Here is a 23,085-nt window from a genome sequence, read left to right as displayed (position 1 = left end):
ATGCTCCCCAACGCCTTCAACCTGCAGCAGTGGATCGACGAGCACCGGCACCTGCTCAAGCCGCCGGTGGGAAACAAGTGCATCGTCGACGGCGATTTCATCGTGATGGTGGTCGGCGGCCCGAACGATCGCACCGACTACCACTGGGACGAAGGCCCGGAGTTCTTCTACCAGCTCGAGGGCGAGATGGTGCTGCGCATCCAGGAGAACGGAAAGGTCCGCGACATTCCCATCAAGGCCGGCGAGGTGTTCTACCTGCCGCCGCGGGTGCCGCACTCGCCGCAGCGCATGGCCGGCGGCGTGGGCCTGGTGATCGAGCGCAAGCGCCTGGCCAGCGAGAAGGACGGGCTGCTGTGGTACTGCGAGCGCTGCAACCACCCGCTGTACTCCGAGTTCTTCGTGCTCGAGAACATCGAGACGCAGTTCCAGGCGGTTTTCGACCGCTTCTACGGCTCCGTCGAGCACCGCACCTGCAAGGACTGCGGCCACCTCAACCCGGCGCCCGCCCGTTACGGCGACCCGCCCGCCGGCTGAGGCCCTGGCGCCGGGCGGCAGGCGCTCAGGATTGTGAACAGGCGGGCGCCGCAGGCCGGGTTTCGGTACATACTACGTGCACGCCGGGCCGACGCCCGGCGAGTGCAACCTTGCCGCAGGGTTCCGCAGTGGAGACGCCAATGGGAACTGGCGCCCCTGCCGCAAGTCCACGTCTTTGAACAGGGGTAATTTGCCATGACGTTGAACAAGCTCCACCTTCCGGCCGCGGCGGCCGCCTTCGCGGCGGTGCTTCTGGCCGCCTGCGCCTCCACGCCGGAAGCCGGGCTGCGCGTATCCGACCGCGCGCGCATCCAGGCCACGCCCCTGACCGAAGTGCCCAAGACCCACAAGGGCCCGCGCTACGACAAGCCCAAGGAAGCGCACGAGTACTACGTCAAGCAGCGCGTCAGGCCCGGCCAGACGATACCCAACGAACGCTACGAGCAGGCGCGCCGCCAGATGGCGCGCATGCCGCACTTCCAGTTCGGCCGCGACGAGCGCGCGCCGCGGGACGGCCTGGCCCCCTCCGCCACCATCACGCCGATGTCCGCCTGGACCTACCTGGGCCCGAACAACGCCGGCGGCCGCAGCCGCGCCGTCGCCATCCAGCCCGGCAACCCGAACGTCATGCTGGCCTCGGGCGTTTCCGGCGGCATCTTCCGCTCCACCAACGCCGGCCTCACCTGGACGCCGATGGATGACGCCATGCAGAACATGGCGGTGGTGGCCATCGAGTTCGCCCCCGGCAATCCGAACATCGTCTATGCCGGCACCGGCGAGGGCTACTTCAACGCCGACGCCGTGCGCGGCGACGGCGTGTTCAAGTCGACCGACGGCGGCCTGACCTGGACCAAGCTCGAGTCGACCAACCGCTCCGGCACCAACATCTGGAGCTACGTCTACGCCCTGCGCGTCGACCCGGCCAATTCGAACAACGTCTTCGCCGCCACCTGGGGCGGCGTGCTTCGCAGCACCAACGGTGGCGACAGCTGGAGCACCGTCCTCAACAGGAATTACTGCCTGGACCTGGAGTTCAACTGGGACGCGAACGTCGCCATCGCCAGTTGCGGCACCCTGGACCTGCCGGGCCAGGTCTTCCGCAGCACCAACCGTGGCGTCAACTGGGGCGGCACGCCGGTACTCGCCGAGGCCAACCAGTCGCGCACCGAACTGGCGGTGAGCAAGTCCAATCCCGCCGTCATGTATGCCGCGGCCGCCTTCTACGAGGCAGACAACGACGAGAACTACAAGTTCCGTGGCCTCTGGCGCTCCACCGACAGCGGCGCCACCTGGACCCTGCGCTCGAGCCACGTCGACGGCAATCCGTTCAATGCCGCCCTGCTGGGTGACTTCGACTCCGCCTGCGACGGCGATCCGCGCGCCCAGGGCTGGTACGACCTGGAAGTGGCGGTCGACCCTGCCGACCCCAATATCGTCTGGGTCGGCGGCATCGACATCTTCCGCTCCAACGACGGCGGCGCCAACTTCGGCCGCGCCGGCGTCTGGTACGAGGACGGCAACAAGCCCTACGGCATCCACGCCGACCAGCACCGCATCATTTTCCATCCGGGCTTCAACGGCAGCACCAACCAGATCATGTTCGTCGGCAACGACGGCGGCATCTACCGGACCGACAACTCGCGCGCCTCGGTCACCGGCCTGCCGAGCTCGAACTGCAGCACGCAGACCAACCCCGCCGTGATCTGGAACGAGCTCAACGACGGCTTCGGCGTCACCCAGTTCTACCACGGCGCCGTGCACCCGGACGCCGACACCAACGAGTTGCTGTTCGTGGGCGGCACTCAGGACAACGGCACCTGGTTCGGCGACTCCGATCCCAACTCCTGGGTCGAGATCTTCGGTGGCGACGGCGGCTATGCGGCGGTGGACAGCGACGATGGCTGGGACCGCTTCTACACCTCCTACCAGAACGGCAACTTCATCCGTTGGGTCTGGAGCCCCGCCCAGAACCGCTACGTGCTGAGCGAGGGAACAGCGGGCATCAACGACGACAGCCTCGCCTTCATCACGCCGTTCGCGATGGACCCGAACAACCCGAAGACGCTCTGGACCGGCGGCGACACGATGTGGCGCACCACCAACGCCATGGGCGGCTGGACCCAGGCCAGCGCGGCCGACGTGGCCACCGAAGTCAGCGCCGTGGCCGTGGCTCCGGGAAATTCCAACCTGGTGCTGGCCGGCACCGACGAGGGCAAGATCCTGCGCAACCAGTCGGCGCTCTCGGCCAACAGCGGCAGCGCCTGGGAAAGCGTGACCCTTGCCAGCGGCGGCGTCATCTCCGAGATCACCTTCGACCCCAACACCCCGGGCCGCGTCTACGCCACCCAGAGCCGCTTCTTCCTGCCGCACGTCTACCGCAGCGACAACAACGGCGCCACCTGGACCGCGATCGACAAACTCAACCAGGCCGGGGGCATCCCGGACATCCCGGTGCACACCCTGGTCGTTGACCCCGACGACAGCGAGCGGCTGTACGTCGGAACCGACCTTGGCCTGTTCGTCACCACCAACGGTGGCGGCACCTGGGCGGTGGCCGACAGCCCGCTGCCCAACACCGTGGTCGAGAAGCTGAGCTTCATCAGGCACGAAGGCCAGCGCAAGCTTGCCGCGTTCACCCATGGCCGCGGCGCCTGGCTGGCCAACGCCGGCACCGTGGTCACGACGCAGCGCTTCAACGACGTCCCGCAGAGCTTCTGGGCCTACCAGCAGATCGAGCAGATCGCCGCGGCCGGGATCACCACCGGCTGCTCGGTGAGTCCGCCGCTGTATTGCCCCAACGACTCGGTGACACGCGGCCAGATGGCGGTGTTCCTGCTGCGCAGCAAGAACGGCTCGGCCTATGTCCCGCCGCCGGCGACGGGCATCTTCACCGACGTCGCGCTGGGCCTCTACTACGCGCCGTGGGTCGAGCAGCTCCTCAGCCTGGGCATCACCTCGGGCTGCAGTGCCAGCCCGCTGAAGTACTGCGCCGAGGATCCGGTGACCCGCGGACAGATGGCGGTGTTCCTGCTGCGCACGAAGTACGGCGCGGCCTACACCCCGCCGCCGGCCACGGGCCTGTTCTCGGACGTCAACCTGGGTATCTACTACGCGCCCTGGATCGAACAGCTGTACAACGAAGGCATCACGTCCGGCTGCGGCACCAGTCCGCTTCGTTTCTGCCCCGAGCAGCCGGTGCTGCGCGACCAGATGGCGGTCTTCCTCGTGCGGACCTTCGACCCGTGACCCAGCTTTCGCCCGCCCGGCCGCCACGGGCGGCAGGCGGGCGGAAGCCGGCTCGCTGCTTCCCGTGCATCGCCGCCCTCGTGGCGGCGATCACGTCAGGCCTGCCCGCAACCGCCCTTGCCGCCACCACCGCCGAACCAACGCTGGCCGAACTCGACGCCGTGGTGGTCACGGCCGACCATTTCGCCCGCGACGGCCGCGAACTGCCCTCGGCCACCACGGTGGCCGGCGCGCCGGAAACCGGCGGCGTGCAGGTCGCCCTGGAAGCGCTGCGCGGCCGCCCCGGCACCTTCTTCCAGCAAACCACGCCTGGACAGGGCAACGTGCTGGTGCGCGGCCTGAAGGGCTCCGAGGTGCTGCACCTGGTCGACGGCTTCCGGCTCAATGCCGCCTTCTTCCGCAACGCGCCCAACCAGTACATGGGCCTGGTGGACCCGCTCAACCTCGAGCAGGTGGAGGTGCTGCGCGGCCCGATGTCGACCGTTCACGGCAGCGACGCCATGGGCGGCGTGGTGCAGTTCGTGACGCCGTCGCCCACCTTCCGCGACGACGGCGCCGGCGCCGACTGGCTGGCCAGCGCGCACTACAATTCGGCCGACGCCGGCCTGCACGCGCGCGTGGCCGCCGACGCCGGTGGTGAACGCTGGGCGCTGCGCGCCGGCAGCAGCCGCCAGGACATCGGCCTGCGCCGCGCCGGCGGCGGCGACACCCTGCCCGACACCGCCTACACCAGCCACGGCAAGGACCTGCGACTGGCCTGGCGCCTGCACGAGGAGGGAACGCTGGAGCTGCTCTGGCAGGACTTCCGGCAACCGTCCACGCCCCGCTACGACGCGCTCAACCCCGGTTTCGGCCAATCGCTGCCTGAAAGCGAGGAGCAGGCCTTCGAGCCGCAGGCCCGTCGCTTCGGCCTGCTGCGCTACCGCGGCAGCGCCCCGGCCTGGCTGGCCGACGAGATGGTGCTGCAGGCGGGCCGCCAGACCCTGGTGGACGGCCAGCGCGCCCGCGACCGGGGATCCGACGTGCGCGAGTTCCAGCGCAACACCAGCCGCCTCGACGGCCTGTCGCTGCAGCTTCGCCGCCAGGCCGGCGACACGCTCGCGCTGCGCTATGGCCTGGAGGCCTACCGGGACCGGATCGAGGCCAGCGCCAGCGAACTGGACCTGGGCACGGGCGTGGCGTCGGCCGCGCGTGGCCGCTTCGTCGACGGCTCGCGCATGGACACCTCCGGGGCCTACGTGATGGCCGAGTGGCAACCCGACGCGGCCTGGCACCTCGATGCCGGCCTGCGCTACAGCCGCTTCCGCACCCGCGTGCCGGGCAGCGGTGCCGCGCCGGCGGCCGACGTGCAGGCCGACGACCTCACCGCCCAGGCCGGGCTGTCGCGCGCGCTCGACGCCGCCGGCGAGTGGCGCCTGGTGGCCAATGTCGGCCGCGCCTTCCGCGCCCCGAACGTGTTCGACCTGGGCGCCTTCGGCCCACGGCCGGGCAACCGCTTCAACCTGCCCAACCCCGCCCTGGGTCCCGAAACCGCCATCAGCGCCGACCTCGGCCTCAAGCTGTCGCGCCCGGGCCTGGACGCGGAGGCTTTCGTGTTCGCCACCCGCTACCGCGACAAGATCAGCTCGGTGCTGACCGGCGACACCACGCCGCAGGGCCAGGCCATCGTGCAGTCGCGCAACGTCAGCCGGCTCGACCTGCATGGCCTGGAAACGGCGATGGACTGGCGCCCCGCGCCGGGCTGGCGCCTGGCCGGCAGCGCCACCTGGACGCGCGGCGAGGAACAGGCCGACGGCGGCGCCTACCCGGCCGACCGCATCCCGCCGGTGTATGGCCGCGCCGAGCTCAGCTGGCGACCCGAGGGCTACTTCGCCTGGCGCGCCTGGACCGACTTCGCGGCAAGCCAGGACCGCCTGAGCCCGCGCGACGCCACCGACCCGCGCATCAACCCGGACGGCACGACCGGCTGGAGCACGCTCAACCTCGGGCTCGACTGGCAGGCCCTGCCGGGGCTGGAGCTGCGGCTGGAAGTCCGCAACCTGCTCGACCGCCGCTACCGCGAGCACGGCTCGGGCGTGGATGCCCCCGGACGCGGGATCGGTCTCGGCTTCACCTGGACGGGCCCGTGAACCATGGAGGCAGGTAGCAGCCTGCTGGTCGCCAACCTGCTCTCGCCCGTGGTCCTGGCCTTCGGCCTGGGCCTGCTGGCGCGGGCGCTGCGCAGCGACCTGGACATCCCGCCGGCGATCCAGTCCTACCTGTCGATCTTCCTGCTGCTGGCGATCGGCCTGAAGGGCGGCGTGGCCCTGCGCCAGGACCCGCCCGACAACCTCTGGCTGCTGCTGGTCGTGACCGTGCTCGCCGGCCTGGCCACCGCGGCCTCGGCCTACCTGGTCGCGCGCGCCTGGCTGCGCGACGTGCCCCTGCAGGCCGGCGCCATCGCCGCCCACTACGGCTCGGTGTCGGCGGTGACCTTCATCGCCGCCCAGCAGTTCGTCGAGCGCCTCGGCGGCGAGCCGATGGAAGTGCTGGTGGCCCTGGTGGTGGCGCTGGAGATCCCGGCGATCCTGGTCGGCATCGGCCTGGCGCGCGGCGGCGGGCGGCCGAACTGGCACCAGGTGCGCGAGGTGCTCACCGGCCGCACGGCGATGCTGCTGCTCGGTGGCCTGGCCATCGGCGCCATCGCCGGCAAGGCCGGCGTGCAGGCCGTGGACGACATGTACTTCCAGCTCTTCCAGGGCATGCTGATGCTGTTCATGCTCGACATGGGCCTGGTCGCCGCCGGCCAGCTGCGCCAGCTGGGCCGCGGCTTCGGCAGGCTGCTCGTCTACGCCACCGCCCTGCCCGTGCTGCACGGGCTGGCCGGCGTGGCCGTCGGCCATGCGGTGGGCCTGGGTACCGACGGCGCCACGGTGTTCGGCGCCATGCTCGCCAGCGCCTCCTACATCGCGGCCCCGGCCTCCGTTCGCGCCTCCCTGCCCGAGGCCGACGCCGGCCGCTGCATCACCGCCTCGCTGGGCCTGACCTTCCCCTTCAACCTGGCCCTGGGCATCCCGCTCTACGCCGCGTTCTCGGGCTGGCTGGCGGGCTGAGCGACGCGGGCTAGAATGGCCCCATGCTCAAGATCGACAGCCACGCGCACTACCTACCCAGGACCTGGCCGAACCTGGCCGAGAAGTACGGCGACAACCGCTTCCCGGTGATCCACCACGAGGACGGCCGTGCCCGCATCTACAAGGACGGCAAGTTCTTCCGCGAGATCTGGTCGAAGACCTGGGACCCGGCCGAACGCATCGCCGACTACGCCCGCTTCGGCGTGCAGGTGCAGGTGCTGAGCACCGTGCCGGTGATGTTCAGCTACTGGGCCAAGGCCCAGCACGCGCTCGAACTGCACCAGGCGCTCAACGACCACCTGGCCGAGGCCTGCCGCACGCACCGCCGCCACTGCGCCGGCATCGGCACGGTGCCGCTGCAGTCGCCGCGCCTCGCGGTGCAGGAGCTCGAGCGCTGCATGGACCAGCTCGACCTGCAGGGCGTGCAGATCGGCTCGCACGTCAACGACTGGAACCTCGACGCGCCCGAGCTGCTGCCTTTCTTCGAGGCCGCCCAGGACCTGGGCGCGGCCATCCTCGTGCACCCCTGGGACATGATGGGCACCGATTCGATGCCCAAGTACTGGATGCCCTGGCTGGTGGGCATGCCGGCCGAGCAGAGCCGCGCCGCCTGCGCGCTGATCTTCGGCGGCGTGCTCGAGCGCTTCCCGCGCCTGAAGGTGTGCCTGGCCCACGGTGGCGGCAGCTTCCCCTACACGCTCGGCCGCATCGAGCACGGCTTCAACATGCGCCCCGACCTGGTGGCCACCGACAACCCGCACAACCCGCGCAAGTACCTCGACCAGCTGTATTTCGACAGCTGGGTCGCGGACAACCGCGCGCTGCGCTACCTGCTCGACACGGTCGGCGTGCCGCGGGTGATGATGGGCACCGACTACCCCTTCCCGCTCGGCGAGCAGGAGCCCGGCGCCGGCATCGCCGCCCTGGGCCTGTCGGCCGACGAGCAGGCCCGTCTGTACCACGGCACCGCGCTCGAGTGGCTGGGCCTGCCGCTGTCGAGGTTCGAATGATCCCCTTGCACACGATCCCGGCCGAGGCGCTCGACGCCGCCGATCCGCTGGCCCGCTTCCGCGACCAGTTCCTGATCCCGCGCCACGGCGAAGGCGAACAGGCCTACTTTTGTGGCAACTCGCTCGGCCTGCAGCCGCGCGGCGTACGCGAGGCGCTGCTGGCCGAGCTCGACGACTGGGCCGAGCTCGGCGTCGAGGCGCATTTCCGCGGCCGCCACCCGTGGATGCCCTACCACTCGGAACTGCGCGACGGCCTGGCGCACATCGCCGGCGCGCATCCGTCGGAAGTGGTGGCGATGAATTCGCTGACGGTGAACCTGCACCTGCTGATGGCCAGCTTCTACCGGCCCACGGCCGAGCGGCCGGCCATCCTGATCGAGGCCGGCGCCTTCCCGTCCGACCAGTACGCCGTGGCCTCGCAGGTGCGCTTCCACGGCTTCGACCCGGCCCGCGACGTGATCGAGGTGCAGCCCGACGAGCCCAACGGCACCCTCTCGATGGCCGCCATCGACCGCGTGCTCGGCGAACACGGCCATCGCATCGCGCTGGTGCTCTGGCCGGGCGTGCAGTACCGCACCGGCCAGGCCTTCGACCTCGCAGCCATCACCCGGCTCGCCCACGCGCGCGGCTGCGTGGTGGGCTTCGACCTCGCCCATGCCGCCGGCAACCTGCCGCTGGCCCTGCACGACAGCGGCGCCGACTTCGCCGCCTGGTGCAGCTACAAGTACCTCAACGCCGGCCCGGGCGCGGTCTCGGGCGCCTTCGTGCACGAACGCCACGCCCGCACCGACCGCCCGCGCTTCGCCGGCTGGTGGGGACACGACCAGGCCACGCGCTTCCGGATGGGCCCCGAGTTCGTGCCCACGCCCGGCGCGGACGGCTGGCAGCTGAGCAACCCGCCGATCCTGGCGCTCGCGCCGCTGCGGGTTTCTCTGGAGCTGTTCGCCCAGGCCGGCCTGCCGGCCCTGCGCGAGAAGTCGGAAAAGCTCACCGCCTACCTCGAGGCGCAGGTGCTGGCGCGCCTCCCTGACGTGCTCGAGATCGTCACGCCCACCGAGCCGGAACGCCGGGGCTGCCAGCTGTCGCTGCGCGTGCGCGGCGGCCGCGACCAGGGCCGGGCGCTGTTCGAATACCTGGAATCGCAGGGCATCGTCGGCGACTGGCGCGAGCCGGACGTGATCCGCATCTCGCCGGTGCCGCTGTACAACCGTTTCGAGGACATCAGCCGCTTCGTCGCCGCCGTCGAAGCCTGGGCCGCCCCGGTCGGAGGCGTGGCATGAAGCCGGCCGGCGGCCTGGTGATCGTCGGCGCCGGCCTGGCCGGCGCCCTGCTGGCCACCCTGCTGGCCCGGCGCGGCTGGTCGGTGGATGTGTTCGAGAAGCGCCCCGACCCGCGCACCCGTGGTTACGAGGGCGGACGCTCGATCAACCTCGCCCTGGCCGAGCGCGGCCTGCACGCGCTGCGCCAGGCCGGGCTGCAGGACGCGGTGATGGCCCAGGCGGTGATGATGCGCGGCCGCATGGTGCACCCGCTCGGCGGCGAGCCGATGCTCCAGCGCTACGGTCGCGACGACAGCGAGGTGATCTGGTCGGTGCACCGCGGCCGGCTCAACGTCGCCATGCTCGACGCCGCCGAGGCCGCCGGCGCCCGCATCCACTTCAACCAGCGCCTGGACGGCGTCGACTTCGACCGCCACGTCGCACGCTTCATCAACGACCACGACCGCACCCGACGCGAGCAGGCCTTCACCGCCTTGCTCGGCTGCGACGGCGCCGGCTCCGGCCTGCGCGCGGCGATGGCGCCGCTCGTGGACCTGGGCGAACGCTTCGAGCCGCTGGGCCACGGCTACAAGGAACTCGAGATCCCGCCGGCCGACGGTGGCGGCTTCCGCATCGAGGCCAACGCCCTGCACATCTGGCCGCGCGGCGGCTACATGTGCATCGCCCTGCCCAATACCGAGCGCACCTTCACCGTCACCCTGTTCCTGCCCAGCGAAGGCGAGCCCAGCTTCGCCAGCCTGCCCGGCCTGGCCGAGGCGCGCGCCTTCTTCGCCCGCGACTTCGGCGACGCCCTGCCCCTGGTGCCGGACTTCGACCGCGACTGGACCAACAACCCGATCGGCGTGCTCGGCACCCTGCGCCTGCGCAACTGGCGGCTCGACGGCCGCGCCGTGCTGCTGGGCGACGCCGCCCACGCCATGGTGCCCTTCCACGGCCAGGGCATGAACTGCGCCTTCGAGGACTGCCTGGCGCTCGACGCGCACCTGGCAGGCGCCGAGGATTTCGAATCGGCCTTCGCCGCCTTCGAGGCCGAGCGCCGGCCCAACGCCGAAGCCATCCAGGCCATGGCGCTGGAGAACTACATCGAGATGCGCGACCGGGTGGACGACGCCGACTACCTGCTCCAGCGCCAGCTCGAGGTGCAGCTGGCCGAGCGCCATCCGGGCCGCTTCGTGCCGCGCTACTCGATGGTCAGCTTCCAGCGCGTGCCCTATGCCACCGCCTTCGAACGCGGCCAGGTGCAGCGGCAGCTGCTGGTCGAGGCCACCCGTGGCCTGGAGCGCATCGAGCAGGTGGATTGGGACGCATTGGACGGTGCCATCATCGAGCGGCTGGCACCGCTGGAATGAGCGCGAACTTCCTCTGGTACGACCTCGAGACCTTCGGCCGCGACCCGCGGCGCACCCGCATCGCCCAGTTCGCGGCCATCCGCACCGACCACGAGCTCAACCCGGTCGGCGAGCCGATCAGCCTGTTCTGCCAGCCGGCCGAGGACCTGCTGCCCTCGCCAGGCGCCACGATGATCACCGGCATCACGCCGCAGCGCGCCCTGGCCGAAGGCCTGCCCGAGGCGGAGTTCATGGCCCGGCTGCACGAGGAGTTCAGCCAGCCCGGCACCTGCGCGGTGGGCTACAACTCGATCCGCTTCGATGACGAATTCGTGCGTTTCGGCCTGTACCGAAACTTCTACGACCCCTACGAGCGCGAGTGGCGCAACGGCAATTCGCGCTGGGACCTGCTCGACGTGCTGCGCCTGGCCGAAGCGCTGCGCCCCGAGGGGCTTGAATGGCCGCAACGCGAGGACGGGGCGCCGAGCTTCAAGCTCGAGCACCTGGCCGAGGCCAACGGCGTGCGCGAGGGCGATGCCCACGAGGCGCTGAGCGACGTGCGGGCGCTGATCGGCCTGGCCCGGAAATTCAGGGCCGCCCAGCCGCGGCTCTGGGACTACGCCTTCGCCCTGCGCGACAAGCGCAAGGTGGCCGCCCTGCTCGACGTGGCGAACATGACGCCGCTGCTGCACATTTCCTCGCGCTACCCAGCCAGCCGGCACTGCGCCGCCCTGGTGGCGCCCATCGCCCGGCACCCGCGCATCGAGTCGCGGGTGATCGTGGCCAGCCTCGACGCCGACCCGACGGCCTGGCTCGATCTGGCCCCGGAGGAGATCGCCGAGCGCGTATTCGTGCGCCAGGCCGACCTGCCCGAGGGCGAGCAGCGCATCGGGCTCAAGGAAGTCCAGGCCAACAAGTGCCCGGTGCTGCTGCCGCTGGAACACCTGCGCGCCGAAGACTTCGCTCGGCTGGGCATCGACCGCGCCGCCTGCCTGGCCCACGCCGACACCCTGCGCGCCGCACCCGGGCTGGCCGAGCGGGTACGCCGCGCCTTCGCCGTCGAGGCCGCGCGCGAGCCGGCCGACGCCGACGCCGCGCTCTACGACGGATTTCCCTCGGATGCCGACAAGCGCCTGTTCCCGCAGGTGCGCAGCGCCCCGCTGGCGAAGCTGGCCGACTTCGGCCCGCGCTTCGACGAGCCACGCTACGCCGAACTGCTGCGCCGCTACCGCGCCCGCAACTGGCCCGAATCGCTGTCGGCCGACGAACGCGCCGCCTGGGACGACTACCGCCGCCGGCGGCTGTCGGGCACGACGCTGAGCGAATACGACTTCACGACGTATTACGCCGAAATCGCCACACTGCGGGCCTCCGAGGGGCCCGGCCCGAAGCAGGCCTGGCTCGACGCCCTGGAAAGCTGGGGCCGCGACATCGAGCGATCCCTGTCATGAGCAGCTACTTCAGCGACAAGACCTTCAAGTTCCTGCGCGCGCTGGCTCGCAACAACACCAAGGCCTGGTTCGAGGACCACCGCGCCGACTACGAGGCGCACCTCAAGGCGCCCTTCCAGCGCCTGATCACCGACCTGCAGCCCGACCTGCTGGCGATCAGCACGCACTACCGCGCCGACCCGCGCGGCAACGGCGGCTCGCTGTTCCGCATCCACCGCGACACGCGTTTCTCCAACGACAAGACGCCGTACAAGACCTGGGGCGGCGCGCGCTTCTTCCACGCCCGCAGCAAGCAGGTGCCGGCGCCCTCGTTCTACCTGCACGTGCAGCCGGGCAACAGTTTCCTGGGCGCCGGCATCTGGCACCCGGAGCCGGAGGTGCAGCGGCGCATCCGCGAGTTCATCGTCGACAACCCGGCCGGCTGGGAGACGTTCGCCCGCGCGCCGGGCTTCAAGCGCAAGTACGAATTCTGGGGCGAAAGCCTGGTGCGCCCGCCGCGCGGCTACCCGGCCGACCACCCGCTGATCGACGACCTCAAGCGCAAGGACTTCACCGCCGGCATGGCCCTCGACGACGCCATCGTGCTCGGCCCGCGCCTGCGCCAGGCCGTCGTCGCCGGCTTCGCCGGCCTCGCCCCGCTGATGGACTATCTCTGCGCCTCCCTCGACCTCGAGTTCTGACGCACCTACCCCTGTAGGAGCGCCTTCAGGCGCGAAGCTTTTGGCTCGCCGGCCCTTACGGCCGAGTAGCCTGGCCGCGCCACTCCAGTGGTTGCCAGGCCGGAAGGGCCAGCCACAAAAGCTTCGCGCCTGAAGGCGCTCCTACAGGGGGTGTGGGTGGCGGCTGGTGCGGCGGCGCAGCATCGAAATGTGTTGACCGTCACGGATTTGGTCGGCATGGTCGGTCTCCATACGCCGGCGCAGGGGAGCTCCGGTTTTCGAAGAAAGCGTGGGGACGCAGGGACGGGGACACCGCGTACAAGCATCGAATTCCTGGGGAGGGATCGTGCGCTATTTACTCCTGGCTGCCCTGGCGGCCTTCTCAAGCGTGTGCCACGCCAACACCGGCGTCGCCTTCGTCCACGGTACCGGCAAGCAGACCAACGCCACCGCCGACTACTGGACGTCCAGCTTCGTCAACAACGTGCGCGGCGGCCTGCCGAATTCGGCCAACTACGTCGTCATCAACTGCGACTTCACCAAGTACATGTGGGACAACGCGGCGGCCGGCTGCCTTGCGGGCCAGCTCAACACCTTCATCAACAACCGCGGCATCACCCGCCTGATCGTCATCACCCACAGCAACGGCGGCAACGTCATGCGCTGGATCCTGTCGAACCCGACCTGGGACAGCCGCTACCCGAACATCATCAGCAAGACCGTGCGGGTGAACGCCCTGGCGCCCTCGTCCGCCGGCACGCCGCTGGCCGACGCGGTGATCAGCGGCAACGTGTTCGAAGGCGCCCTGGGCTGGCTGCTCGGCTACCAGAACGACGCCGTGCGCATGCAGCAGACCAGCTGGATGGCCAGCTACAACGCCAACTGGCTCTACGGCACCGCCGGCCGCCCGGCCCTGCCCAAGCCCTTCCGCAGCGTGGTCGGCACCGACGTCGATTCGGCGATCTGGGACCCGGACAGCTACTGCGGTGGCTACGCCGAGAACGTCGGCCTCGAGACCACCCAGTGGTGGCTGAACTCCTGCTCCGACGGTTTCCTCAACTGCTCGAGCCAGTCGGCCGCGGGCAGCGTCTGGTTCCAGGACAAGGCGCGCATGCGCGGCAGCGAGCCGCTCTCGCACAACCAGAGCCGGCGCGCCTGCTTCGGCCTCGACACCATCCTTCGCGCGGACATGGGGGCCTGAGCCATGAAAAAGACCCTTCTGTTCTCCGTGCTCGCCCTGGCCATGGGCAACGCCCAGGCCGGTTCCCTGCTGCCCGCCGGCGCCGCCGACCAGCAGCCCGTCCGCCTGATGGCCGCGCCGCTGCCCGCTGGTGACTTCGAGCGCCAGCCGGTGTCCATGGCCTGGCCGATGGACCCGCGCGCCGAGCTGGCGGCCCCGGCCCCGCACCGGGCAGAGAGCCGCGAATACTGGACCACCGTGGATGGCGCCGAGCTCCAGGCCGGCCTGGCCATCGACACCACCGCCCCCGGCGCCCTGGTGCGGCTCAGCCCCGCCGGTGCCGTCCCGGGCCGCCGCCCGGCCGCCGCGGTCGACCCTTCGCAGCTTCGCGTGATGCGCCACGGCCGCCTGGTCGCCCAGCCGCAGGCCCTGAGTCAGCGCGCCACCACCGCGCAACTGCGCCAGGCCGGCATGGAGGTCAGCGACGGCACGGCGATCGTGCAGCTCGAGCCGGCGCTGGGCCAGGGCCGCTTCCAGCTGCAGCTGCCCCGGGCCGAGGGCCAGTTCCTCGTGCACGTGTTCGAGCCGCGCAGCGAGCTTGTGCTCGCCGCCCAGGCGGACCGCGTGCGCGTGCTGGCCGGCGATTCCTTCGAGGTCAGCGCCGTGCTCGGCAAGGGTGACCGCCCGATGCCCGGGACCCGCATCGAAGGCCAGCTGGTGTCGCCCGAAGGCCAGGTCCTGCCGCTGGCGTTCCGCAACGGCAAGGCGCTGGCGCGGTTGCCGGAGAACGTGCAGACCGGCCCCGGTCTGTGGGAAGTGCAGCTGTTCGCCGGCGCGGCCGCGCCCGACGGGGCGGTGCAGCGCGATGCCCGCACGGCCATCGAGGTGGCCCGACCCACGGCGCGCCTGGCCGGCGACTACGGCTTCGACGCGGCCTCGCTGGCCTTCCGCCTGCCGGTGCAGGTGGCGGCGCCGGGCCGGTACGAACTGCGTGGCGTGCTCTACGCCACCGGCCCGGATGGCCAGCTGGCGCCGGTGGCGCAGGCCCATTCGGCCGACTGGCTCGAGCCGGGCCGGCGCAGCCTGTCGCTGCCCTTCGGTCCGGGCAACCTGCCGATGGGCTACGGTGCGCCGTTCGAACTGCGCCAGCTCGAACTCAAGGACCAGAGCCGCATGGGCACGCTCGAGACCCGCGAGCGGGCGCTGAGCGAGGGCAAGCCGCGCCGGCCGCTGCCGGTCCGCGACCGCCTGCGCTAGTTCACCGGAGCAGCCGGAAAAGCGATGATGCACAGGCCGGGCCCTCGGGCCCGGCCTTTTCTTTTCCGGTCCGCCCATGCACGCCAGCCTCCGCCCCTTCGCGGTCTTCTACTTCTGGTACTACGCCGCCCTGGGCGCCTACACGCCCTACGTCGGACGCTGGGTGGACGCGATGGGCCACGGCGGTTTCGTGGTCGGCGCCATGCTGGGGCTCTGGTACGGCACCCGCATCGTCGCGCCGCCGGCCTGGGCCGCGCTCACCGGGCGCAGCGCCCGCCCCGGCGAATGGTTCGTGGCCGGGTGCGTGGCCACACTGCTGTGTTTCGCGGGCTTCCTGTTCACCCGCGAGCCCTGGGCGCTGCTGGGCGTGATGGCGGTGTTCGGGCTGTTCTACAACGCGGTGATGCCGCAATTCGAGGCCATGACCCTGGCCGCGCTCGGCCCCGCGCCAGAGCAGTACGGGCGGCTGCGCGTCTGGGGCTCGGTGGGATTCCTGCTGGTGGCCGGCAGCTTCGGCGCGCTGATGGACCGGGTCGGTGCGCTGGCCTTCCCCTGGCTCACCCTGCCCCTGTTCGCCGCCATGGCGCTGGCCGCCTGGCCGCACCGGCACGACCGCCCGCCGCCGCCGGCGCCGGGCGTCGGCGAGGCCGGGCACCTGTTCCGGCGCCCGGGCGTACGCCGCTTCCTGATGGTGGCGATGCTGATGCAGCTGGGCTTCGGGCCCTTCTACGTCTTCTACACCCTGCACCTGCAGGCGGCCGGGCATTCGGGCGCGGCGATCGGCGCGCTCTGGTCGATCGGCGTGCTGATCGAGATCGCCATGTTCTGGCAGGCCCCGCGCCTGATCGCCCGACTCGGCGCCGGCCCGCTGCTGTCGGCCTGCCTGGGCGTGACGGTGCTGCGCTGGGCCCTGGTGGCGGCCTTCGCCGATTCGCTGTGGATCATGGCGCTGGCCCAGTGCACGCACGCGCTGAGCTTCGCCACCTTCCACGCCTGCTGCATGCGCCTGATCACCGATTATTTCCCGGGCCGGCGCGCCGCCGCCGGCCAGAGCCTGCTTTATGGCTTCAGTTCGGGCGTGGGCGGCGTACTCGGCGCCGGCCTGGCGGCGCTGATGTGGGAACGCGCCGGCGGTGGCCCGGCCGCCTTCGCCGCCGGCGCCGTGGTGACGGCGCTGGCCTGGCTTGTGTACGCGCTGCGCAGGCCGGCGCCGGCCCAGGCCTGACTCAGGCCTCGTTGGTGACGCCGAAGGGCACGTGGCCGGTGGCCACGTGGCGGCGCGCGTTCTCGACGTTGTGCTGGCTGTCGTCGAAGAAGATGTCGGCGCCGAAGGTTTCCAGGAACGGCCCCTTGTCGCGCCCGCCCAGGAACATGGCCTCGTCCAGGCGCACGCCCCACTCGCGCAGGGTGAGGATGACGCGCTCGTGCGCCGGCGCCGAGCGCGCGGTGACCAGGGCGGTGCGGATGGGCGAGCCCTCGCCGGCCGGGAAGGCCTGCTGGAGCTGGTGCAGCGCCGCCAGGAAGCCGCGGAACGGCCCGCCCGAGAGCGGCTCGCCGGCGCGGCTGGTTTCGTTGTCGTGGAAGGCGGCGAGGCCCGATTCCTTGGACACGCGCTCGGATTCGTCGCCGAAGATGACGGCGTCGCCGTCGAAGGCGATGCGGAGCTGGTCGTGGCTGCGTTCCGGCGCCTTGGACGGCAGGATGGTGGCGGCCGCGATGCCATGCTCGAGCGCGCTGCGCACCGAGCTGGGGTTCGCGGACAGGAACAGCTGGGCCCCGAACGGCCGGATGTAGGGCCAGACCTCGCCGCCGCTGGTGAACACCGCGCGCACGATGCCCAGCCCGTAATGGCGGATCGAATTGAAGATGCGCAGGCCGGTGTCGGAGGAGTTGCGCGAGAGCAGCACCACCTCGACCCGCGGCGCCTCGGCCGGCGCGCCCTCGTTCAGGGCCAGCAGCTTCTGCACCAGCGGGAAGGCGATGCCCGGCGCCAGCACTTCGGTTTCGCGGTTGCGCTGGTATTCGGCGTAGGCCTCGAGGCCGGCCGACTGGAACAGCGCGTGGCTGTGCTCGAGGTCGAACAGCGCCCGCGCCGTGATGGCGACCACCAGGCGCTCGGACGGGGACTGCGCGGGCATCGATTGCGGGCTCATGGCAGGAGTATGCCCGGTGGCGGTCTCACGGGCCGAGACGCTCAGGTCGTGAACTGCTCGTTGAGGATGCGCTCCTCGAGGTTGTGCTCGGGGTCGAACAGCAGCGTGACGGTGCGTTCGCCCGACTCGCGCACCGTGATCTCGGCCACGTCGCGCACCTCGTGCGAATCGGCGGTGGCGCTGACCGGGCGTTTGTGGCCGTCGAGCACCTCGATGCGCACCACGGTGTCCGAGCGCAGCAGCGCGCCGCGCCAACGGCGCGGACGGAAGGCCGCGATCGGCGTCAACGCCACCACCTGCGAGCCCAGCGGCAGGATCGGCCCGTGCGCCGAGAAGTTGTAGGCGGTGCTGCCGGCCGGCGTGGCCACCAGCACGCCGTCGCAGACCAACTCGTCCAGGCGGACCTGCCCGTTCAGCGAAATCCGCAGGTGCGCCGTCTGCCGCGTCTGCCGCAGCATCGAGACCTCGTTGTAGGCCAGCAGCGTGACGGTGGCGCCGGATTCCGACGTGGCCGTCATTTCCAGCGGCCGCAGCACCGCCGCCTCGGACGCGTGCAGGCGCTCGACCAGGTCGTCCGGGCGGTGCTGGTTCATCAGGAAACCCACCGTGCCCAGCTTCATGCCGAACACGGGTTTGCCCAGGGCGCCATGCCGGTGCAGCGTGTGCAGCATGAAGCCGTCGCCGCCGAGCACGCACAGCACGTCGGCGTCCTCGGGCGAAAACTGGCCAAAGCGGGCCTCGAGCCGGTCACGGGCCGACCGGGCCTCGGGCACGGAGCTGGCGAGGAAGGCGATGCGCGGGTGGGCAGGCAGGCTCGGCATGACGCCGAGGATAACCCAGCCCAGCTCCCGTGTAGGAGCGCCTTCGGGCGCTCCTACCGGGAACGCGCGGGATCAGGCGGCGCCGGCGGCGACCACCTGGGCCAGCCGGCGCACGGCCACCGACAGCGTCGGGTAGTCGAGCTCGCGCAGGTTGCGCAGGTCGGCGAACATCGTCTGGGTCAGGCGCAGCGACGGATCGTCGCGCTCGAGCCAGCGCGCCACCTGCGCCTCGGGCGCCAGCCCGGCACCGCCGGCCAGCACCTGCCCCACCAGCGCCCGCTGCTGGGCCTGCAGTTCGTCGCGCAGCACGCCGCGGGCCTGAGCATGCCAGCGACCCGCCACCGGCAGCGCCTCGACCGCGTCCATCAGCCACTTGGTGTGCATCGCGTCCGAAAGGCTGAAGTAGGCGGTGGCGACATCGACCACCGGCAGCTTCTGCTCGATCGACACCTCGACGATGTCCAGCGCATAGGCCATGAACGGCAGGCTGGCGAAGGCCCGGGCCAGGTCGGCCGGGTAGCCGTGGGCCAGCCAGCGCGCCTCGTCGGCGTCCAGCTGGGCGCGGGCTTCCTCCGGCAGCACCGAGGACAGCGCGGCGCGCAGCCCGGCCACGCCACCGGCGTAGCGCTCGACCTTCTCGGCGATGTTGAGGGTCTCGCCCGGACGGTTGAGCAGCCAGCGGGTGAGGTTGCGCAGCAGGTGCCAGATGCTGGCCAGGGCTTCGAGCTGGGCTTCCTCGCTGACCTTCAGGTCCAGGCCGTCGATCGCGGCCCACAGCGCACGCGCGTCGAGCACCTCGCGGCTGATGGTGAAGGCCTTGGCGATCTGCGCCGGGCCCTGGCCGGTGTCTTCCTGCATGCGCAGCAGGAAGGTGGCGCCCATGCGGTTGACCGTCGAGTTGGTGACCGCCGTGGCGATGATCTCGCGACGCAGGCGGTGGTTCTCCATGTCGGCGGCGAAACGCTCCTGCAGCGCCTCGGGGAAGTAGCGCACCAGCTCCTTGCCCAGGTACGGGTCCTCGGGCACGTCCGAATCGAGCATCTGGTTGAAGACCACGATCTTGTCGTAGCTCAGCAGCACGCTCAGCTCGGGCCGGGTCAGGCCCTGGCCGCGCGCCTTGCGCTCGGCCAGCTCGGCGTCGGTGGGCAGGTACTCGATGGCGCGGTCGAGCAGGCCCTGGCCCTCGAGCACCTGGATGAAGTGGCCGAACGAGCCCAGGCGGGCCTCGCTCATGCGCTCCATCAGGCTGATGGCCTGGTTCTGGCGGTAGTTGTCGTTGAGCACCAGGCCGGCGACCTCGTCGGTCATGCTGGCCAGCAGCGCGTTGCGCTCCTCGAGCTTGAGTTCACCGCGCTGCACCGGGGCCGAGAGCAGGATCTTGATGTTCACCTCGTGGTCGGAGGTGTCCACGCCGGCCGAGTTGTCGATGAAGTCGGTGTTCAGCAGCACGCCGGCCTGGGCGGCCTCGATGCGGCCGCGCTGGGTGAAGCCCAGGTTGCCGCCCTCGCCCACCGCACGGCAGCGCAGTTCGCCGCCGTTGACGCGCAGGCCGTTGTTGGCACGGTCGCCGACGTCGGCGTGCGACTCGCTGCTGCCCTTGACGTAGGTGCCGATGCCGCCGTTCCACAGCAGGTCGACCGGCGCCTTGAGGATGGCGTTCATCAGCGCCATCGGGCTGAGCTGCTCGACGTCGTCGGCCAGGCCCAGCACCGCGCGCACCTGCGGCGTGATGGCGATCGACTTGGCCGAGCGCGGATGCACGCCGCCGCCCTCGGAGATCAGCGACTTGTCGTAGTCCTCCCAGCTCGAGCGCGGCAGGCGGAACAGGCGCTCGCGCTCGACGTAGCTGCGCGCCGAGTCCGGGTTCGGGTCGAGGAAGATGTGGCGGTGGTCGAACGCCGCCACCAGGCGGATGTGCCTGGAGAGCAGCATGCCGTTGCCGAACACGTCGCCGGACATGTCGCCCACGCCCACGCAGGTGAAGTCCTGCGACTGGCTGTCGATGCCCAGGGCACGGAAGTGGCGCTTGACCGACTCCCAGGCGCCGCGGGCGGTGATGCCCATGCCCTTGTGGTCGTAGCCCACCGAGCCGCCCGAGGCGAAGGCGTCGCCCAGCCAGTAGCCGTGCTCGGCCGAGATGCCGTTGGCGATGTCGGAGAACGAGGCCGTGCCCTTGTCGGCCGCGACCACCAGGTACGGGTCGTCGCCGTCATGGCGCACCACGTCCACCGGCGGCACCACGGCGCCATCGACCAGGTTGTCGGTGATGTCGAGCAGGCCGTTGATGAAGCGCTTGTAGCAGGCGATGCCCTCGGCCAGCTGGGCGTCGCGGTCGCCGCCCACCGGCGGGCGCTTGACCACGAAGCCGCCCTTCGAGCCGACCGGCACGATCACGGTGTTCTTCACCATCTGCGCCTTCACCAGGCCCAGCACCTCGGTGCGGAAGTCCTCGCGGCGGTCGGACCAGCGCAGGCCGCCGCGCGCCACCGGGCCGAAGCGCAGGTGCACGCCCTCGACGTACGGCGAGTACACGAAGATCTCGCGGTAGGGACGCGGCTTGGGCAGGTCCGGAATCAGCGCCGGGTCGAACTTGAAGGCGATGTAGTCGGCGAAGCGGCCCGCCTTGCGCTGGTAGAAATTCGTGCGCAGCGTGGCCTTGATCAGGGTCTGGTAGCCACGCAGGATGCGGTCGTCGTCGATGCTCTGCACGACGGTGTCGAGCAGGATCTCGAGCGCATCGGTCACCGCGTCGATCTGGGCCGCGCGGTCGAGCGCACGCGCCCCGGCGATCTCCTGCGGGATCGTGTCGAGCGACTTGCGGCTGTCGGCCGGCAGCAGCCAGGCGATCTGGTCGTGCAGGGCCTGCTGGCCGGCGGCGTCGAGCGGCTGCTCGCGGCCCGGCTCGAAGCGCGCCGCGAACAGCTCGTAGAGCAGGCGGGCGATCACCGGATAACGCTGCAGCGTCTCTTCCATGTAGGTCTGCGAGAACGGCACGCCGGTCTGCAGGGCGTACTTGGTGTAGCCGCGCAGCATGGCGATGTCGCGCCACTCCAGGCGCGCGCTGGTGAGCAGCTGGTTGAGGCCGTCGTTCTCGGCCTCCCCGCTCCAGACCGCGTTGAAGGCTTCCTCGAACGGCAGCCGGGCCGCGTCGACGTCGATGGCGCCGGTGCGGGCCTGCACCTCGAAGTCCTGGATGGAAATGCGCTCGCCCTCGACCTCGAGCTCATAGGGGTGCTCGGTGAGCACGCGCAGGCCCAGGTTCTCCATCACCGGCAGCACGTCCGACAGGGCGATGTCGCCGCTGCGGCGGACCAGCTTCAGGCGCAGCTCCTCGCCGTGGCGGTAGAAGGAGATGCGCTGGTCGCCCGGGCCGGACAGGCGCGCGGCCTGCAGCACGTCGGCGGCCGCCATTTCCGGCGACACCGACTCGATGTAACCGGCCGGAAGCGCGCGGCCGTAGGTCTGGGCCAGCTTCAGGCCCTGTTCCTCGCCGGCCTCGCGCACCAGGATCTCGCGCAGCTCGTCGTGCCAGTCGCGCACGATGCGCACCAGCTCGGACTCGAGCGTGGCCTGGTCGAACTCAAGCGTGGCGCCGGCCTTCGGGCGGATGACCAGGTGCAGCTGGGCCAGCGGCGACTCGCCGATCTGCACGCTGTGGTCGAGCCGCTCGCCGCCGAGCGCCTGCATCAGCGCCGCTTCGATGCGCAGGCGGATGCCGGTGTTGAAGCGGTCGCGCGGGATGTAGACCAGGGCCGAGAAGAAGCGGCCGTAGCGGTCGCGGCGCAGGAACAGGCGGGTGCGGGCGCGCTCCTGCAGGCTCAGGATGCCCATCGCGGTGCGCTGCAACTCCTCGGCGCTGGACTGGAACAGCTCCTCGCGCGGCAGGGTCTCGAGGATGTGGCGCAGGGCCTTGCCGCTGTGGCTGGTGGGCGCCAGGCCGGACGCGGCCATCACGAACTCGTGGCGCTGGCGCACCAGCGGGATCTCCCACGGGCGGCGGTTGTAGGCGCTGGAGGTGTAGAGGCCGAGGAAGCGGCGCTCGCGCACCGCGCGGCCCTCGGCGTCGAATTCAAGCACGCCAATATAGTCCATGTAGCCCGGGCGGTGCACGGTGGCGCGGGCGTTGGTCTTGGTGAGCACCAGCACGTCGCGGCGCGCGTTCGGCGCCAGGTCGGCGGCGGCCAGGCCGGCCACCGGGCGCGGGCGCGCCTGCTGGTCCTTGCCGCGCAGCAGGCCCAGGCCACTGCCCTGCACCGGGTGCAGTTCGCGGCCGACCACCTCGTACTCGCGGTAGCCCAGGAAGGTGAAGTGGTTGTCGGCGGCCCAGCGCAGGAAGGACTGCGCCTCGGCCCGGTCGGCGGCGTCGACCGGCATCGGGCTCGACTCGAGGTCGCCGGCGATCGACAGCATGCGCTCGCGCATCGGCAGCCAGTCGGCCACGGCCGCGCGCACGTCAGCCAGCGCCGCCAGGATCGTCTGCTCGACCTGCGCCATGGACCCGGCGTCGGCGAGGCGGTCTATCTCGAGGTAGATGAAGGACTCGGCATGGCCTTCGCCGATCGAAACCAGCTTGCCGGACTCGTCGCGGCGCACCGCCATCACCGGGTGCGCCAGCTGGTGCAGGCTGATGTTGAACTGCGACAGCGCCATGCGCACCGAGTCGACCAGGAACGGCATGTCGTCGTTGGCCAGGCGCACCACGGTGTGGGTGCTGTCGTAGCCGTCGGCGGCGACGCTCGGGTTGGACAGCGAGATGCTGACCTTGCCCGCTTCGCGCCGGCCGGCGAAAGCCAGGAAAGAACGCGCCACGGCGGCCCACTCCGCGGCGGAACGGCTGGTGAGCTCGTCCTCCGGGACCCGCGCGAAGAAGCTTCGGGCGAAGGTCTCCTCCAGCGCCTTCGCGGGCGCGGACGCGGTGGCCGCGATGGCGGCGGCAATGGCGTCAAGGGACTCGGCGGAAGCCAGGGCGTGGGCGTTCATGGTCTGCTCTCTCGCAGGCAGTGGATAAAGCCGTGGATTGTAGTCCCCGCGTGAAGCCCCGGCCAGCGAAAAG

General features: G+C 71.0%; 15 protein-coding genes. 12 read left to right on the top strand and 3 right to left on the bottom strand.

Translation table 11 applies throughout. The features are described 5' to 3' along the window. The 12 genes from C6N40_RS08820 (at position 1) to C6N40_RS08765 (ending at position 16,283) form a co-directional block, all read left to right on the top strand. The gene (locus C6N40_RS08820; RefSeq protein ID WP_106990654.1) at positions 1-534 is read left to right on the top strand and encodes a 3-hydroxyanthranilate 3,4-dioxygenase; all 534 of its coding nucleotides are present in this window, start codon (positions 1-3) and stop codon (positions 532-534) included. Positions 535-729: 195 nt separating this feature from the next. Next, positions 730-3,780, top strand: a complete 3,051-nt coding sequence (locus C6N40_RS08815) for a WD40/YVTN/BNR-like repeat-containing protein (RefSeq protein ID WP_106990653.1) — start codon at positions 730-732, stop codon at positions 3,778-3,780. An 80-nt stretch (positions 3,781-3,860) separates the two neighbouring features. Further along, a complete protein-coding gene (locus C6N40_RS08810) occupies positions 3,861-5,909 on the top strand; it encodes a TonB-dependent receptor (protein WP_162782163.1) in 2,049 nt (682 codons plus the stop codon). 3 nt (positions 5,910-5,912) lie between these two features. Continuing rightward, positions 5,913-6,872 carry a sodium-dependent bicarbonate transport family permease gene (locus tag C6N40_RS08805; RefSeq protein WP_106990651.1) on the top strand — a complete coding sequence of 320 codons (960 nt, stop codon included), beginning with the start codon at positions 5,913-5,915 and terminating at the stop codon, positions 6,870-6,872. Between the two features lie 23 nt (positions 6,873-6,895). Further along, a complete protein-coding gene (locus C6N40_RS08800; RefSeq protein WP_106990650.1) occupies positions 6,896-7,903 on the top strand; it encodes an amidohydrolase family protein in 1,008 nt (335 codons plus the stop codon). Positions 7,904-7,908: 5 nt separating this feature from the next. Further along, positions 7,909-9,183, top strand: coding sequence for a kynureninase (gene kynU / locus C6N40_RS08795; RefSeq protein WP_240183488.1), 1,275 nt, complete (start codon positions 7,909-7,911; stop codon positions 9,181-9,183). After that, positions 9,180-10,532 (top strand): FAD-dependent oxidoreductase, encoded by a 1,353-nt coding sequence (locus tag C6N40_RS08790; RefSeq protein ID WP_106990648.1) that lies wholly within the window; start codon positions 9,180-9,182, stop codon positions 10,530-10,532. The genes kynU and C6N40_RS08790 overlap by 4 nt, the downstream gene beginning before the upstream one ends. Continuing rightward, entirely contained in the window at positions 10,529-11,962 is a 1,434-nt protein-coding gene (gene sbcB, locus C6N40_RS08785) for an exodeoxyribonuclease I (protein WP_106990647.1), read from the top strand. The genes C6N40_RS08790 and sbcB overlap by 4 nt, the downstream gene beginning before the upstream one ends. Beyond that, positions 11,959-12,642 (top strand): DUF2461 domain-containing protein, encoded by a 684-nt coding sequence (locus tag C6N40_RS08780; protein ID WP_106990646.1) that lies wholly within the window; start codon positions 11,959-11,961, stop codon positions 12,640-12,642. The genes sbcB and C6N40_RS08780 overlap by 4 nt, the downstream gene beginning before the upstream one ends. Positions 12,643-12,967: 325 nt before the next feature. Then, entirely contained in the window at positions 12,968-13,822 is an 855-nt protein-coding gene (locus C6N40_RS08775) for a hypothetical protein (RefSeq protein ID WP_240183487.1), read from the top strand. A gap of 3 nt (positions 13,823-13,825) precedes the next feature. Further along, positions 13,826-15,058, top strand: a complete 1,233-nt coding sequence (locus tag C6N40_RS08770; RefSeq protein WP_106990645.1) for a DUF4785 domain-containing protein — start codon at positions 13,826-13,828, stop codon at positions 15,056-15,058. 76 nt (positions 15,059-15,134) lie between these two features. Continuing rightward, positions 15,135-16,283, top strand: a complete 1,149-nt coding sequence (locus C6N40_RS08765) for an MFS transporter (protein WP_106990644.1) — start codon at positions 15,135-15,137, stop codon at positions 16,281-16,283. A 1-nt stretch (position 16,284) separates the two neighbouring features. On the opposite strand, the gene C6N40_RS08760 is transcribed toward C6N40_RS08765, so the two are convergent. The 3 genes from C6N40_RS08760 to C6N40_RS08750 form a co-directional block, all read right to left on the bottom strand. Further along, positions 16,285-17,196, bottom strand: a complete 912-nt coding sequence (locus C6N40_RS08760) for a 5'-nucleotidase (RefSeq protein ID WP_106990729.1) — start codon at positions 17,194-17,196, stop codon at positions 16,285-16,287. A gap of 56 nt (positions 17,197-17,252) precedes the next feature. Then, a complete protein-coding gene (locus C6N40_RS08755) occupies positions 17,253-18,023 on the bottom strand; it encodes an NAD kinase (protein ID WP_106990728.1) in 771 nt (256 codons plus the stop codon). Between the two features lie 81 nt (positions 18,024-18,104). Further along, the gene (locus tag C6N40_RS08750; RefSeq protein ID WP_106990643.1) at positions 18,105-23,012 is read right to left on the bottom strand and encodes an NAD-glutamate dehydrogenase; all 4,908 of its coding nucleotides are present in this window, start codon (positions 23,010-23,012) and stop codon (positions 18,105-18,107) included. Positions 23,013-23,085 lie beyond the last annotated feature (73 nt).

This window comes from Arenimonas caeni (assembly GCF_003024235.1).
Lineage (GTDB): Bacteria > Pseudomonadota > Gammaproteobacteria > Xanthomonadales > Xanthomonadaceae > Arenimonas > Arenimonas caeni.
Note: the sequence above shows the minus strand (reverse complement) of the source record. Positions and strands in the feature narration are given on the sequence as shown.

What these genes read in the sequence shown, in the direction of transcription:
- sbcB (WP_106990647.1), top strand. Translation starts at nt 10,529, where the DNA reads ATGAGCGCGAACTTCCTCTGGTACGACCTCGAGACCTTCGGCCGCGAC.
- C6N40_RS08760 (WP_106990729.1), bottom strand. Translation starts at nt 17,196, where the DNA reads ATGCCCGCGCAGTCCCCGTCCGAGCGCCTGGTGGTCGCCATCACGGCG.
- C6N40_RS08790 (WP_106990648.1), top strand. Translation starts at nt 9,180, where the DNA reads ATGAAGCCGGCCGGCGGCCTGGTGATCGTCGGCGCCGGCCTGGCCGGC.
- C6N40_RS08805 (WP_106990651.1), top strand. Translation starts at nt 5,913, where the DNA reads ATGGAGGCAGGTAGCAGCCTGCTGGTCGCCAACCTGCTCTCGCCCGTG.
- C6N40_RS08765 (WP_106990644.1), top strand. Translation starts at nt 15,135, where the DNA reads ATGCACGCCAGCCTCCGCCCCTTCGCGGTCTTCTACTTCTGGTACTAC.
- C6N40_RS08800 (WP_106990650.1), top strand. Translation starts at nt 6,896, where the DNA reads ATGCTCAAGATCGACAGCCACGCGCACTACCTACCCAGGACCTGGCCG.
- C6N40_RS08815 (WP_106990653.1), top strand. Translation starts at nt 730, where the DNA reads ATGACGTTGAACAAGCTCCACCTTCCGGCCGCGGCGGCCGCCTTCGCG.
- C6N40_RS08820 (WP_106990654.1), top strand. Translation starts at nt 1, where the DNA reads ATGCTCCCCAACGCCTTCAACCTGCAGCAGTGGATCGACGAGCACCGG.
- C6N40_RS08780 (WP_106990646.1), top strand. Translation starts at nt 11,959, where the DNA reads ATGAGCAGCTACTTCAGCGACAAGACCTTCAAGTTCCTGCGCGCGCTG.
- C6N40_RS08750 (WP_106990643.1), bottom strand. Translation starts at nt 23,012, where the DNA reads ATGAACGCCCACGCCCTGGCTTCCGCCGAGTCCCTTGACGCCATTGCC.
- C6N40_RS08770 (WP_106990645.1), top strand. Translation starts at nt 13,826, where the DNA reads ATGAAAAAGACCCTTCTGTTCTCCGTGCTCGCCCTGGCCATGGGCAAC.